This is a genomic window from uncultured Algoriphagus sp. (assembly GCF_963974365.1).
Lineage (GTDB): Bacteria > Bacteroidota > Bacteroidia > Cytophagales > Cyclobacteriaceae > Algoriphagus.
The window spans coordinates 279,736-292,312 of sequence record NZ_CAXBBX010000004.1; the positions used below are offsets into that span (position 1 = coordinate 279,736).

Here is a 12,577-nt window from a genome sequence, read left to right on the forward strand (position 1 = left end):
ACTGATTTTGAGGGAGATTTGTAGAAACAAAAACCAAAGATTATGACGAACAGTAAAATTGCATTGGTGACAGGTGGAAGTCGTGGCCTCGGAAGAGATATGGCAATCAACCTCGCCAAAAAGGGGAATGATGTGGTGATCACCTATCATACAAATAAAACAGCCGCGGATGAGGTGGTAGCTGAAATAGAGAAGTTGGGAAGAACTGGGAAAGTCTTTCAGTTGGATACCTCTGCGGTGAAAGGGTTTGATGAATTCTTTAATCAGTTGTCTGAATACCTAAAAGCAGAAAAGGGGAGAGAGAACTTTGACTACTTAATCAATAATGCTGGAACGGGTTTATATGTCCCATTCTTGGAGACTACCGAAGAGCAGTATGACGAAATGGCGAATATCCATCTGAAGGGTGTTTACTTTTTGTCCCAAAAAGCAGTGCCTTTGCTTGCTGATGGAGGTAGAATTATCAATATTTCCTCTGGATTGTCCAGATTCAGTTTTCCTAATTCATCAGCTTATGGCGCAATGAAAGGTGGGGTAGATGTGTTTACCAGATATTTGGCAAAGGAACTAGCCTCACGTAAAATCACTGCAAACGTGGTTGCTCCTGGAGCGATTGCCACTGAGTTTGGAGGAGGTGAAAACAAAACTAATGAACAAAAAAGAGCTGCCGTAGCAGGAGCTACAGCACTTGGTAGGGTAGGTGAGCCTGAAGATATCGGTGGAGTGGTCGCTTTCCTTTGCTCAGAAGATTCCCGCTGGATCAATGGCCAGCGTATTGAAGTTTCAGGAGGGATTTTTCTCTAGAATTATGGTCTATGTGACTCAGGACATTTGATAACCTTTTTGTCTGCGACACACAGACAGAAAGGTTATTCCACGATAAAAACCAACAAAAATGGAAAGCAAAAGAATAATTAAGATCAACTCAATTTCTGAGTTTCATAAGCTTAGGGGGCTGCGTCCACCGCTGCATCCATTGGTGAGTTTGGTGGATTACAGCACCGTGCAGCATTTTCCTGAGCATGATCAAATTGCTTGGCTACAATCTTATTATTCTATTGCCATTAAAAAAGATGTTCCAGGAAAATTCCGCTATGGCCAATTAGACTATGACTTTGACGAGGGATTGATGTCTTTTTTTGCTCCGAACCAACTGTTGAATGTCAAGTATGTGGAGAGTGAGCCGGATAAAAAACCTTCAGGATGGATTTTGCTGATCCATCCTGATTTTCTTTGGAATACAGCTTTGGCAATGCGGATTAAGCAGTATTCATTTTTTGATTACTCCTTGACAGAGGCGCTTTTTCTTTCTGAAAAGGAAGAAAAAACCATTGCCGAGATCATGCAGAATATACAGCAGGAATATCAGGCGAATATTGATCAGTTTAGTCAGAACATCATTATTTCCCAGATTGAGCTCCTTCTCAATTATGCGGAACGTTTTTATGAGCGGCAGTTTATCACCCGCAAAAAAGAAAACCATTCGTTGCTGACCCGTCTGGAAGCGGTCTTGGATGAGTTTTTTGAAGGAGAAAACAAGGAAGGTCTTCCTTCTGTTCAGTTTGTGGCAGATTCGCTTAATGTCTCTCCCAATTACCTGAGCAATTCCCTCAAGTCACTTACTGGGCAGAGCACTCAAAACCACATTCATGAAAAGCTGATTGCTAAAGCCAAGGAAAGACTTTCCACTACGGAGTTATCAATTAGTGAAATCGCATATGAGTTGGGTTTTGAGCACCCGCAGTCTTTTAGTAAACTGTTCAAGAGCAAAACCAATCTTTCTCCACTGGCTTTTCGGGAGTCTTTTAATTAGGTTTAATTTTTAGCATTTCAACGCCCTTCCATTTATGAGCAGAAGAAAATTCATCAGAAACACACTCATCGGAGCAGCAGGGATAGGAGTAGGGACTGGACTTTACGCTTGGCAGGTTGAGCCTTTTTGGCTTGAGTTTGTAAAGAAAAAAATGCCTATCAAAAATCTACCCGATGAATTGAAGGGAAAGACGCTAATGCAGATCAGCGATATTCATATTGGAAATAGGTTTGACTACCAGTACATCATAGATTCATTCAAGAAGGCGAAGCAGTTTGAACCTGATTTAGTGGTTTACACAGGAGATTTTGTCAGCTATGAGGATGAGCGACAGTTTAGCCAATTGGCAGAAGTCTTGCCTCATGCCGTCAAAGGAAAGCTCGGCACTGCCGGGATTCTTGGGAATCATGATTATGGGAAAAACTGGTCTGAGCAGGAAGTGGCAGATCAGATCACTTCTCAGCTAGAGCAGGAGGGGATTCAAGTGCTTTCCAATGAGAAGGCTGAGGTGAAGGGATTGACGATAATTGGTCTGGATGATTATTGGGGGTTGAACTTCAATCCGAAACAAATACTGAATCAAGTTGATTTTTCTGAACCTTCTTTGGTCTTATGTCATAACCCAGATGTCTGTGATTTGGACTTTTGGAATGATTACCAGAGTTGGATTTTGTCTGGTCATACCCATGGAGGCCAAGTGAGACCGCCATTTCTAGACCCGCCGATCTTGCCTGTGAAAAACCCATCCTATTCATCTGGGGAAATAGACCTGAAAGATGGTCGAACCCTGTATATCAACCGCGCGATTGGTCACCTCTGGCAAGTACGGCTCAATGTGAGGCCAGAGATAACGTTGTTTGAGCTGGAGCAAATCACTTAACGTAATATGGAAAGGTGTTTTTTAATAAATCCATTGACTTCTATTTGAATCTTTTCGAATAAAACCTCCATTATGGGCATCGTAGAATATGTTTTCAGTCAAAGAGGTATAGTCTTCATAGAAAATATTATTGACAAATTTCCAGACTAAACGATTGCTTTTTGAAAAATAGGTCATTGCTATTTGAGTGGTATCTGGCTTGAAATACCCATCCTTGAGGGCGATATTTCTGATTTCTGACAGACTGATTAATTCTACTTTTTCATCTGTTTTAGGGAAGCCTATATCTTTAATTACCTCACCAGTTTCACCAAGTTCAATTTTAGAGGGATACATGGATATTCCTGCAGCTAAGTTTCTATAACTAAAGCATAGGTAGTACGCTGTTTTTGGGTTCTCTCGTGGATATCTCTTTTTAAATTCATCAAGTTCAATTAGCTGTCCGCCGATTAGGGTAAAGTCAGAAAAGTTTTGTGTGCCTACTCTTTTCAATAAATATTCAGCTACTTTTTTATTGATGTTTTCCGGTAATTCGGTGAGACTACGTACTTCTTTGGGTTCATAGTTCGCGAAAGAATAGCTACTGCAACCCTGAGCAATAAAATTCTTTGATCCACCGATGTAATAGTCATTTTCATGGATAGGAATCAGTAAAGTGTCATTTTTTGTAAGGTCGATTTCTTTCCAAATAGGTTCATATTTGATGTTGTTTACACTTAGTTGATAGGTAGCTGTGGAGTCCAAATCATAAACGTTGATTTTCAAGAATCCTTCATCATTTGTTCCTCCACAGGTAGCAAAGCTGTTACCATTTTTATAGACGTTTGAGTAAAACCCACACATGGGTTCTCCGGAGCTGGCATTAACAAACTTTAGGACAGATTGGGAGAAACTGTATTGAGAAAGGAGAAATATCAGAGAGAATAGTCGGAGTTTCATGCCTAGTGTAGGACTGCTTTAATTTACTAGTTGTTAGTTTAAATAATTGATTAATAGGGGGTAGTGACCTTTTTTTTACAATCGAATGTACTTCTTTTGAGCCTTGTTTATTTAAAGTACAGCTCAATAGTTTCTTCTGCAAGTGCTAAACTCTTCCCGATTTTTATCAGTTTTGCATCCAAATAGATGAGTTGCTTCGTATGGTTTGATGCCAAATCGAAATTCTCACCGAAAAGGAAAACATGATTAACACGAATAGAATTGCTCATATAGAGCAAGAAATCTCTGGCTTGAGAAGCCAATTGCAGCATCATCCGCTTTATAGTAACCTTCAGAATCTTGATGATATCAGACTTTTCATGGAAAACCATGCCTTTGCAGTTTGGGATTTCATGTCATTGCTGAAGGCGCTTCAAATGAAATTGACCTATGTGCAGATTCCTTGGACTCCTAGCCAAAATCCGACTCTGGCCAGATTTATCAATGAGATCGTTCACGGAGAGGAAAGTGACATTAATGAATTGGGCGAGCCTAAAAGTCATTATGAAATGTACTTAGATGCCATGGTTCAGCTAGGAGCAAGTACAAATCAGATCCAAAGATTTGTTCAACATATTCAGGAAGGAATGAGAATTGCCGAAGGATTTGAAGAAGTCGAGGTACATGAGAGTGTAGAAGAATTTGTGAAGTTTTCTTTTGCAGTGATAGCAACCCAAAAACCTCATCTAATTGCTTCCGCATTTACTTTTGGAAGGGAAGATGTGATACCGGATATGTTTATTTCGATCTTGAAACAGGCGGATGTAGAGAATGTTCACTACAATAAACTGAGATATTATCTGGAACGACATATAGAGTTGGATGGCGATGAGCATGGGCCTTTGTCCTTAAAAATGATCTCCGAACTCTGTGGTAATGATGAGCAGAAATGGGAGGAGACTCTGGAAGTTGCCAAGCAAGCACTTCAGCAAAGAATCTCGCTTTGGGATGGGATTGCTAAGCAACTCAATGAAGAGGAACTGGTGTGAAACAGGTTTGAAGTATGAAAATCATTTAGTCAAATTATGGAAAGAAGGCGAAAGGAGTTTTTGATTTCCACGAATAAAGAAAAGCTGGACAGGACTCTAATCCACCGATTCTTAAGCACAGAATCTGGCTGGGCAAATGGGATCAAATTTGAAACTGTCAATAAGGCTATTGAGAATTGTCTGAATTTTGGTGTTTACTATCAAGACAAACAAATTGGGTACGCCAAAGTGATTTCAGATTTTGCTACTATCGCTTATTTAGGAGATGTTTTTATTCTGGATAAGTTTCGGGGAATTGGACTGAGCAAGTGGCTGATGGAGAGTATTCTTTCGCATGAGGAACTTCAAAATTTGAGACGATGGATTCTGCTGACCAATACGGCGCCCTGGCTTTATGAAAAATATGGTTTCACCAAACTTGCCAATCCAGACTTCTACATGGAGCGGCACAATCCCAAAGTTTATGATCTACCTGATCAGTAAAATTCATCCAGAGGAATATTCCGAAGTAGTAGAGCTTTGGGAGGCTTCCGTCCGTGAAACGCATGAGTTTTTATCAGAAGATGATATTCTGTTTTTCAAGCCACTGATTTTGAATGAGTATTTGAAAGCTGTGGATTTGAATTGTGTTAGGGATGATTCTGGCAAAATTTTAGGTTTTTCCGGTGTGGCAGAAGGCAATCTGGAAATGCTCTTTGTCCATCCTGTCTTTGCAGGAAAAGGCATAGGTAAAGCTCTATTAACGTATGCCCTAGAGAAGCTTGGCGTATTGAAAGTGGACGTCAATGAGCAAAATCCAAAAGCGACAGCATTTTATCTGAAAAATGGATTTGAGATCATTGGGCGATCTGAATTGGATGGGACTGGCAAGCCTTATCCGATTTTGCATCTGGAGATATCGAAAAAGCTTTAATCTGGTAAAGTGTTTTCTGGTCTGTTGATATCGATTTTGATGCTTATCTTGAGCATCAGCTTTCTGAAAAAAATCTCAAAGACCAAACTACTCATGTTTAAGAGTATCTCTGCTTTTTTATTTCTCTCATTTTTCTTTTTCGCTTGCGAAACCAAGACTCCAACAGGAAGTAGTGCCATAGATATTCCTAAAATCGCTTCAAAGGCAACTTCCATAGTTGTTCTCGGCACAATTCAAGACGGAGGTTCTCCACACATCGGTTGCAATAAGGAATGCTGCAAGGATCTTTTCGAAAACCCAGATAAAGACAGACAGGTGGTTTCTTTGGGTTTGTTTGATGCTGTAACTGATAAAAAATACCTTTTCGAAGCCACACCGGACATCACTAGTCAGGCAAAAACTTTGAAGAGTTTTGGTTCAGAAAGTGAAGGCGAAATGCCAGATGGAATTTTCTTGACTCATGCACATATTGGTCATTACGCGGGTTTGATGTTTTTGGGAAAAGAAGCTAGGGATGCCAGAAGAGTACCCGTATTTGCCATGCCGAGAATGACGGAATTTCTTCAGAATGATGGGCCATGGAGCCAGTTGGTGAACAATGAAAATATTTCCTTGGTACCTATTGAAAATGAAAAACCAGTTATACTATCCGAGCAATTACGAGTGATACCGCTGCAAGTTCCACACCGGGATGAATTCTCCGAAACTGTCGGTTATAGGATTGTTGGTCCTAATAAAAGTGCATTGTTTATCCCTGATATTGATAAATGGGAAAAGTGGGAGAAGGATATTGTAGATGAAATCAGGAAGGTGGATTATGCTTTTGTAGATGCGACATTTTTCAGTGGGAAGGAGCTTGATAATCGAGATATTTCAGAGATTCCTCATCCATTTATTATGGAAAGTATGGAGAAGTTTGCTGGCTTAGCTACTGAAGAAAAAGCCAAGGTTGTATTCATCCATTTCAATCATACCAATCCGGTGATAGATCCGAATAGTGAAGAGACAAAACTGGTATTGGAAAAGGGGTTTCGAATAGCCAAGATTAGAGATGTTTTTGAGTTATAAATTAGTAAAGCATGAAAAGTAAATTCATTAAACTGTATTTAAGACTGGCGATAGCGCTGTCATTTTTGTCCGCCGTGGCAGATCGTTTTGGAATTTGGCCAGCTGAAGTTTCCGTGTGGGGGAATTGGCAAAGCTTCGTGGATTATACCGCTGTGATCAATCCATGGATGCCGGTTTCTATTATTCCTGCACTTGCAGCTATAGCTACTTTTGCTGAGATCGTATTTGGACTTTTCTTGCTTATTGGTTTCAAAACTGAGCTTATTGCCAAGTTGAGTGGTGTGTTGATGCTGATCTTTGCACTATCAATGACTTTCTCCATTGGGATAAAAAGCGGGTTTGATTATTCGGTTTTTTCTGCGTCGGCAGCAGCTTTTGGTTTGAGTTTGCTCAAGGAAAAGTATCTGGAAGTGGATAGCGTGCTGGGTAAAAGAAGTCGATGAGGTATAACACTTAAACCCCAACTCTACTTCGTTCAATCTTGCAAGAAAACTGGAGTAAGTTTATTGTGCTCAACAATCGTTAATTCCGCTTATCAAAAATCTTTCCGTCAGCAAGTTTTGACAACATTCAGATAACAAGGGATTAACTATTTTGGGTTATATTCAAGCTATTTCAAACCACAAATAACTAAGACATGAATATTACATTAGATGAAGCTGAAGTAGCAATATCTGCTGCAAAGGAGAAAGCAGGAGAAATAGATACAAAAATGAATATTGCCATCGTGGATGCTGGAGCAAACCTTGTTGCATTTGCAAGAATGGATGGAGCTTGGTTGGGTTCACTGGATATTTCCATTAAAAAGGCAAAGACTGCACGGTTTTTCGACATGAACACCGGAATGGTTGGGGATTTGTCACAGCCCGGTGGACCGCTTTATAATATTGAGCATTCCAATGGAGGCTTGATCACCTTCCCAGGTGGTATACCTATCAAGAATTCCTCGGGAGTAATAATTGGTGCCATAGGGGTAAGCGGTAGCTCGGTCGATAATGATCATAAGGTAGCCAATGCCGGCGCTCAAGCTGTTTAGATTTTAAGATTGGTCTAGCTGACCGCTTGAAAAGCCAAGAAGGAAAAGCCGTGATGCTCCTTCTTGGCTTCTTCAATTTAGCAGGAATTAGAACTTGTAAACTTTTGAAAGATGGAATTAAAAACGAACCCTGAAGTCGAAATAGTTTTTTCGAACTACCCAGATACTGTTCGGGATAAGATGCTGAATCTGCGAAGGCTGGTTTTGGAAGTTGCTGCGGAAATTGACTTGTCAAGTTTGGAAGAAACACTCAAATGGGGCGAGCCGAGCTATCTCGCAAAAAAGGGAAGTACAATTAGGATGGACTGGAAGGAAAAGGCGCCAGAACAGTATGCCATGTATTTCAAATGCACCAGCAAGCTTGTATCCAGCTTTCAATTCGCGTACAATGATCTTTTCTCTTATGAAGGCACGCGAGCTATAGTTTTTAAATTGGATGAGAGAGTGCCCGAATCAGAGCTGAAGAATTGCATCAAAGCTGCGTTGACCTATCATCAGGTTAAAAATTTGCCATTTTTGGGTCTCTAGACGAATAATTACTAAAATCAACACCATGCAAAAGAATCCAAAAGTTGAGTTTTTTTTCAGTAAAGAATCCAAGTGGCAATCCGAATATGATCAGTTGAGGAACCTAGTTCTGGATTGCGGACTCACGGAAGAATTGAAATGGGGCGTTCCTTGCTACACAGAAAAAGGTGCCAATGTGGTGCTGATTCATGGTTTTAAGGAGTACTGCGCACTTTTGTTTCACAAAGGAGCATTGCTTAGTGACTCAGAGGGGATTTTGATCCAACAGACAGAAAATGTACAGTCCGCTCGGCAGATTCGATTTATAAATCTTCAGGAGATTATAAAAATGAAGTCGGTTTTGAAACGTTACATTTTTGAAGCAGTGGAAGTGGAAAAAGCTGGATTGAAGGTGGAATTGAAAAAGACCAAAGAATATGAGATTCCAGAAGAATTTCAGTCCAAATTAGATGCAAATCCAGAGTTGAAAACTGCTTTTGAGGCCTTGACTCCAGGTAGGCAGCGAGGATACCTTTTACATTTTTCTACGGCGAAACAAGCCAAAACCCGAGAAGCCAGAATAGAAAAAGTCATCCCTCAGATTTTCGAAGGGAAAGGATTGACCGATTAATTGTTCGTTCTGAAGTCTGTGATTTTTACAGGAATTTCTTCAGATAGCTGATGAAAATAGGCCAATCCGAAGGAATTGTCCCATGGCCTCCATCGTGCATGTAATAGCCAAGTTTATTAAAGGCAAGTGAGGTGTCTCCAGCCTCTGGCATGGTGGCGTCTCCAGGACCTTTTTCACCAAAAAGCTCATAAACCACCTGTGCTTCCTTGGCTGCAATAAACTCGCCTTCAGGATCCGACCAGTAATCAGTATTTCCAGTTTGGAGTAAAAGCGGACGTGGCGCCATCAAAGCTACCAACGAGTGTGCATCAAATGGCAACTCATTTACTTTGGTCGAATACTCATGATAAGCTGGCGCAAACTGGTAGTAATAGCGTGAGGTGTCAGTAATATGCTTGATGTTTTCTCCATAGTCACGTCTGGTAATAGCTGCTCCTCCTTCACCCGAAACGCTGGCGATTACCAATTTGAATCGTTCGTCATGCACTCCAGTCCATAAAGCCGTTTTTCCCAAGCGGGAGATTCCGTGAATTGCTACCCGACTCGCATCAATTTCAGCGTCTTTTTCGAAGTAGTCCATGGCGCGGCTTAATCCCCAAGCCCAGGCTGAAATGGCTCCCCATTCATCATTTTTTAAAGTAGTTTCTTCAGGTTTCAGAAATTCACTGCGAATACCATACTTCAAACCATCTTTGAAATCAGGCTCTATATCTCCATAGTAAACTGTAGCAAATCCAAAACCTTCAGAAATGAATTGATTGACATCCATTTTGCCAAATCTGCTTGCTTGATCTGCTTTTACTTTTTGACCTTCACGGTTCCAGATTTCTCCAATTTTCACTCCAGGATCATCGACTACTTGGGAATTTGCTGCAAAGGAAATGTTAAAGAAAAGAGGGACAGGCTTGGAAGCATTTGCTGGTAGGTAGATCAGCAAATCTATTTTATGATCAGATGTGTCTTTGGTGAAATATACCGTTACCTGCCTGCGAATAGCTTTTCCATCAAAGACCAGAGTTTCCTTATCAAAAATGCGGAAGGAGAGTTCCGCTGGAGGTGGAGGCATTTTGCCATACTGAATTGCTTCGACGGCCTTCAGCAGTTCTGGTCTCCGCTTTTCAGTCCAAGCTTTTGCATTGGTTACTTTCTCTCCAGAATAAAGCCTGAGCAATTCTGGAAGGGTGTAAGGTGGAATTGCCGAGACATCATAATTTATTGGAAAACCAGCTGATGTTTTGGGCAGGTCTTCTGTCTGAGCAACAGCTGATAGATTGATAACCAAAAATACGATTGTAAGTAGTCTAGTTTTCATCGTTCGAAGAGTCGTTTGGGATAATGTACTACAAATCAGCGTCGTTGAGTAGGTTTATTCCTTAGGTGGCAACATCCAGTACCTAATTTTTCAATGCGGAAAGGCCAAAAAACCAACTTGAATTTCTCCTAATTTCTTATATCCAGCTTCATTCATGTGGATAGGATCGGTATAGTAGAGGTCCTTGTTATACATATTATAACCTCCCAAAGTAAACTGATCCAAGTAAGGTATGCCATGAAGTTGGCAGATTTTCTTTTGCATATTCACATGCTCGACCATTCCATTTTCGGTAAATGGATCATAAGCCCCTCGATCGTTGAATGCTTTGCTCGAGGTGAAGAAGTAAATCTGAGCGTTAGGGTTGATTTCATAGATTTTCTTGATGCAGTAATTAATCCCTCCAGCTTGAGTTACCAGCTTTTCTTCATCAAAACCATCGAATTCCGAGTAATCAGTATAGTTGCCAACTTCTCTTTTATTGGAGTAATCATTGGTGGAGGCCCAAAGAATATAAATGTCGAAAACTCCAGCCTCATCCACTTGCTGCTGTAATGATTTGCCTTGAAGGGAAGAGAAGCCAGCTCCTCCAACACCAAAATTTGTAACTGTCATTCCCAGCTTTTCTTTCCACATATTTTTGGCAACATCACTTTTTGGTATGACAGAGACCGAGCCTCCAAAAACCGCCACAGACTTCCCATAATTGTATGATGCTTTAAGATCTTGCTGCGCAAAAATACTTGTAGATACTAATAGGAAAGCGAAGCTTAAATAGTGTTTTAGGTAATTCATTTGTGTTGAATTATAGGGTGTTTTTATTTGTAAATGGTAGTACAGTTTGTTTGCACTTTTAGCATTTCTGCAGCGTAGCGAATCCCAAGAGCATGGTAAGAATCCGAGTCAAAATGGGTGTCGTCTCCCTTGTGATTCAGCCCTTCGGCGGTGACTAAGCCTATACAATCATTTGAAGCAGCAATTTCACGAATTACTCCGTTCATGTCTTCAGCAAAAGGTGCTTTGGGATAGAAGAAGTAGCCTAGTTCACCAATGACTATAGGAATGTCTGCTATTCCCAAATCTGATTTAAGAGCATTCAACATAGCCTCAAATTTTTGTGTGTATTCGGTAACACCTGCTTCCGTATTGGAGTCTGATTCTCCCTGATGCCAGATGATACCTTTCAAAGTGCCAGATTCCATTGCTTTTTTTGCCCGACGAATCATGTCGTCGTAAGGATAGGTGTTGGTTTGTCTGTGGATAGAATCTGCAAACCAAGCGTTTATTGAACTTCCGCCTACTGCGGTAGGAATGAGCCCAATTTTGATAGTTGTGTTTTCGTTAGCCATTATTTTCCCAAAAGTCAGCCCAAGACCAGTGCCTGCAGCAGGCTTGTCAAAGTGCATAGGATCTTTTGCCAATACCCAGTTTTCTGCCTTATCCAGCATCAATACGCGTGGATGGCTGAGCGTGTCAATAGCTTCCATTTTCCCTCTGCCAGCCATGTTGGATTGGCCCATCAGGAGATAAAGGTGAAAATTCTCCTCGGAAGAGCTTTTGTCTAAGGTATTGGTGGGGATGTTTTTTTGGCCAGTGCAACTGACTAAAACTACACTGAATAAAGCTAAGGTTAGGCGATATAGGTTCATGTTTCCAGAGTTCAAGTCTATGTCCCTAAAAATACTCCAAAATCCCCTTAGCGATTAGGGCATGTCCATTTTCATTTGGGTGATTACCTTGGGACATTAAGTTAGGTAAACTGTCTCCAGACGCCACTTCCTTTTTGAAAAGTTCATAGCTATCGACTAGGCCGATATTGTATTTCTTAGAAAGTTGACGAATCTGATTTGAATGCTGATCCAAAATGGTGTCATCTTCTTTTAGATCTAGTTTTTGATCAGGAGAAGGGGTTAATAGGATAATTTTAATGTCCATTTCCAACGCTTTTTGGATCATTGATTCCCAGGCTATTTTTGCACTATCGAGCCCAATCCTTCTGTCGTTTAGCGCATAGTCGATAAAGAGTACGTCAGGTTTGTGAGTTAGCACATCTGACTCAAAGCGGAGAGTACCAGATTTGGAATCTTCACCCCCAATGGCAGTATTTATCAAGTTAATTACAGCAAATGGATACAGAGAAGTGATCTCCTTATAGGCTAAAAATGGATACGATTGAAGTGTATTCACAACTGGAGTTTTGAAATAACCTGATGGCACAGAGTGTCCATGAAAAACCAAATTAACCGTTCTGTTGCCGGGCCATTTTTTTTGAAGTTCGATTTTCAACTCACTCAAATATTCAGATTTATCCTCACTGTCTTGAAAGGGTAAGAGTAGGATTGAAAGTAGGAATATGTAAAAAAGCTTCATTAGGATTTGGGTTGTATTGATTTTTGAGAAAGTAATTTAGTAATGTTCTTTTGGAAGCGCTGTCTTTTTTGATTGATGGA

At 40.6% G+C, this 12,577-nt stretch carries 16 protein-coding genes; 11 read left to right on the top strand and 5 right to left on the bottom strand.

From position 1 onward, the window contains the following. The first annotated feature begins 42 nt into the window (after positions 1 to 42). The 3 genes from AACZ87_RS07495 to AACZ87_RS07505 all read left to right on the top strand — a co-directional run bounded on the left by AACZ87_RS07495 (position 43) and on the right by AACZ87_RS07505 (position 2,693). A complete protein-coding gene (locus AACZ87_RS07495; RefSeq protein ID WP_339866086.1) occupies positions 43 to 804 on the top strand; it encodes an SDR family oxidoreductase in 762 nt (253 codons plus the stop codon). A gap of 91 nt (positions 805 to 895) precedes the next feature. Next, positions 896 to 1,813 carry a helix-turn-helix transcriptional regulator gene (locus AACZ87_RS07500; protein WP_339866087.1) on the top strand — a complete coding sequence of 306 codons (918 nt, stop codon included), beginning with the start codon at positions 896 to 898 and terminating at the stop codon, positions 1,811 to 1,813. A gap of 34 nt (positions 1,814 to 1,847) precedes the next feature. After that, positions 1,848 to 2,693: a metallophosphoesterase gene (locus AACZ87_RS07505; protein WP_339866088.1), complete on the top strand. Its 846-nt coding sequence runs from the start codon at positions 1,848 to 1,850 to the stop codon at positions 2,691 to 2,693. A gap of 21 nt (positions 2,694 to 2,714) precedes the next feature. Here AACZ87_RS07505 and AACZ87_RS07510 read toward each other — a convergent pair whose 3' ends face one another. Further along, entirely contained in the window at positions 2,715 to 3,632 is a 918-nt protein-coding gene (locus AACZ87_RS07510; RefSeq protein WP_339866090.1) for a hypothetical protein, read from the bottom strand. A gap of 242 nt (positions 3,633 to 3,874) precedes the next feature. Here AACZ87_RS07510 and AACZ87_RS07515 point away from each other — a divergent pair, with 242 nt between their 5' ends. The 8 genes from AACZ87_RS07515 (at position 3,875) to AACZ87_RS07550 (ending at position 8,815) form a co-directional block, all read left to right on the top strand. Continuing rightward, positions 3,875 to 4,660: a DUF3050 domain-containing protein gene (locus AACZ87_RS07515; RefSeq protein ID WP_339866091.1), complete on the top strand. Its 786-nt coding sequence runs from the start codon at positions 3,875 to 3,877 to the stop codon at positions 4,658 to 4,660. 36 nt (positions 4,661 to 4,696) lie between these two features. Then, entirely contained in the window at positions 4,697 to 5,143 is a 447-nt protein-coding gene (locus tag AACZ87_RS07520; RefSeq protein WP_339866093.1) for a GNAT family N-acetyltransferase, read from the top strand. Continuing rightward, positions 5,124 to 5,573: a GNAT family N-acetyltransferase gene (locus AACZ87_RS07525; protein ID WP_339866094.1), complete on the top strand. Its 450-nt coding sequence runs from the start codon at positions 5,124 to 5,126 to the stop codon at positions 5,571 to 5,573. The genes AACZ87_RS07520 and AACZ87_RS07525 overlap by 20 nt, the downstream gene beginning before the upstream one ends. Before the next feature lie 93 nt (positions 5,574 to 5,666). Then, positions 5,667 to 6,641 carry an MBL fold metallo-hydrolase gene (locus tag AACZ87_RS07530; protein ID WP_339866095.1) on the top strand — a complete coding sequence of 325 codons (975 nt, stop codon included), beginning with the start codon at positions 5,667 to 5,669 and terminating at the stop codon, positions 6,639 to 6,641. Positions 6,642 to 6,652: 11 nt separating this feature from the next. Next, entirely contained in the window at positions 6,653 to 7,084 is a 432-nt protein-coding gene (locus AACZ87_RS07535; RefSeq protein ID WP_339866096.1) for a DoxX family membrane protein, read from the top strand. A gap of 194 nt (positions 7,085 to 7,278) precedes the next feature. Continuing rightward, entirely contained in the window at positions 7,279 to 7,677 is a 399-nt protein-coding gene (locus tag AACZ87_RS07540; RefSeq protein WP_339866097.1) for a heme-binding protein, read from the top strand. 111 nt (positions 7,678 to 7,788) lie between these two features. After that, positions 7,789 to 8,205, top strand: a complete 417-nt coding sequence (locus AACZ87_RS07545) for a DUF1801 domain-containing protein (protein ID WP_339866098.1) — start codon at positions 7,789 to 7,791, stop codon at positions 8,203 to 8,205. Positions 8,206 to 8,230: 25 nt separating this feature from the next. Then, the gene (locus AACZ87_RS07550) at positions 8,231 to 8,815 is read left to right on the top strand and encodes a YdeI family protein (RefSeq protein ID WP_339866099.1); all 585 of its coding nucleotides are present in this window, start codon (positions 8,231 to 8,233) and stop codon (positions 8,813 to 8,815) included. 25 nt (positions 8,816 to 8,840) lie between these two features. Here AACZ87_RS07550 and AACZ87_RS07555 read toward each other — a convergent pair whose 3' ends face one another. The 4 genes from AACZ87_RS07555 to AACZ87_RS07570 form a co-directional block, all read right to left on the bottom strand. After that, positions 8,841 to 10,127, bottom strand: coding sequence for an acetylxylan esterase (locus tag AACZ87_RS07555; RefSeq protein WP_339866101.1), 1,287 nt, complete (start codon positions 10,125 to 10,127; stop codon positions 8,841 to 8,843). Positions 10,128 to 10,217: 90 nt separating this feature from the next. Next, entirely contained in the window at positions 10,218 to 10,922 is a 705-nt protein-coding gene (locus AACZ87_RS07560) for an SGNH/GDSL hydrolase family protein (protein WP_339866103.1), read from the bottom strand. Positions 10,923 to 10,945: 23 nt separating this feature from the next. Continuing rightward, on the bottom strand, positions 10,946 to 11,776 hold the full coding sequence (locus AACZ87_RS07565) for a sialate O-acetylesterase (RefSeq protein ID WP_339866105.1): 831 nt from the start codon (positions 11,774 to 11,776) through the stop codon (positions 10,946 to 10,948). A 25-nt stretch (positions 11,777 to 11,801) separates the two neighbouring features. Next, positions 11,802 to 12,497, bottom strand: a complete 696-nt coding sequence (locus AACZ87_RS07570; RefSeq protein WP_339866107.1) for an SGNH/GDSL hydrolase family protein — start codon at positions 12,495 to 12,497, stop codon at positions 11,802 to 11,804. Between the last annotated feature and the right edge of the window lie 80 nt (positions 12,498 to 12,577).

What these genes read in the sequence shown, in the direction of transcription:
- AACZ87_RS07500 (WP_339866087.1), top strand. Translation starts at nt 896, where the DNA reads ATGGAAAGCAAAAGAATAATTAAGATCAACTCAATTTCTGAGTTTCAT.
- AACZ87_RS07560 (WP_339866103.1), bottom strand. Translation starts at nt 10,922, where the DNA reads ATGAATTACCTAAAACACTATTTAAGCTTCGCTTTCCTATTAGTATCT.
- AACZ87_RS07540 (WP_339866097.1), top strand. Translation starts at nt 7,279, where the DNA reads ATGAATATTACATTAGATGAAGCTGAAGTAGCAATATCTGCTGCAAAG.
- AACZ87_RS07545 (WP_339866098.1), top strand. Translation starts at nt 7,789, where the DNA reads ATGGAATTAAAAACGAACCCTGAAGTCGAAATAGTTTTTTCGAACTAC.
- AACZ87_RS07555 (WP_339866101.1), bottom strand. Translation starts at nt 10,127, where the DNA reads ATGAAAACTAGACTACTTACAATCGTATTTTTGGTTATCAATCTATCA.
- AACZ87_RS07515 (WP_339866091.1), top strand. Translation starts at nt 3,875, where the DNA reads ATGATTAACACGAATAGAATTGCTCATATAGAGCAAGAAATCTCTGGC.
- AACZ87_RS07495 (WP_339866086.1), top strand. Translation starts at nt 43, where the DNA reads ATGACGAACAGTAAAATTGCATTGGTGACAGGTGGAAGTCGTGGCCTC.
- AACZ87_RS07530 (WP_339866095.1), top strand. Translation starts at nt 5,667, where the DNA reads ATGTTTAAGAGTATCTCTGCTTTTTTATTTCTCTCATTTTTCTTTTTC.
- AACZ87_RS07570 (WP_339866107.1), bottom strand. Translation starts at nt 12,497, where the DNA reads ATGAAGCTTTTTTACATATTCCTACTTTCAATCCTACTCTTACCCTTT.
- AACZ87_RS07565 (WP_339866105.1), bottom strand. Translation starts at nt 11,776, where the DNA reads ATGAACCTATATCGCCTAACCTTAGCTTTATTCAGTGTAGTTTTAGTC.
- AACZ87_RS07550 (WP_339866099.1), top strand. Translation starts at nt 8,231, where the DNA reads ATGCAAAAGAATCCAAAAGTTGAGTTTTTTTTCAGTAAAGAATCCAAG.
- AACZ87_RS07520 (WP_339866093.1), top strand. Translation starts at nt 4,697, where the DNA reads ATGGAAAGAAGGCGAAAGGAGTTTTTGATTTCCACGAATAAAGAAAAG.
- AACZ87_RS07535 (WP_339866096.1), top strand. Translation starts at nt 6,653, where the DNA reads ATGAAAAGTAAATTCATTAAACTGTATTTAAGACTGGCGATAGCGCTG.
- AACZ87_RS07525 (WP_339866094.1), top strand. Translation starts at nt 5,124, where the DNA reads ATGATCTACCTGATCAGTAAAATTCATCCAGAGGAATATTCCGAAGTA.
- AACZ87_RS07505 (WP_339866088.1), top strand. Translation starts at nt 1,848, where the DNA reads ATGAGCAGAAGAAAATTCATCAGAAACACACTCATCGGAGCAGCAGGG.
- AACZ87_RS07510 (WP_339866090.1), bottom strand. Translation starts at nt 3,632, where the DNA reads ATGAAACTCCGACTATTCTCTCTGATATTTCTCCTTTCTCAATACAGT.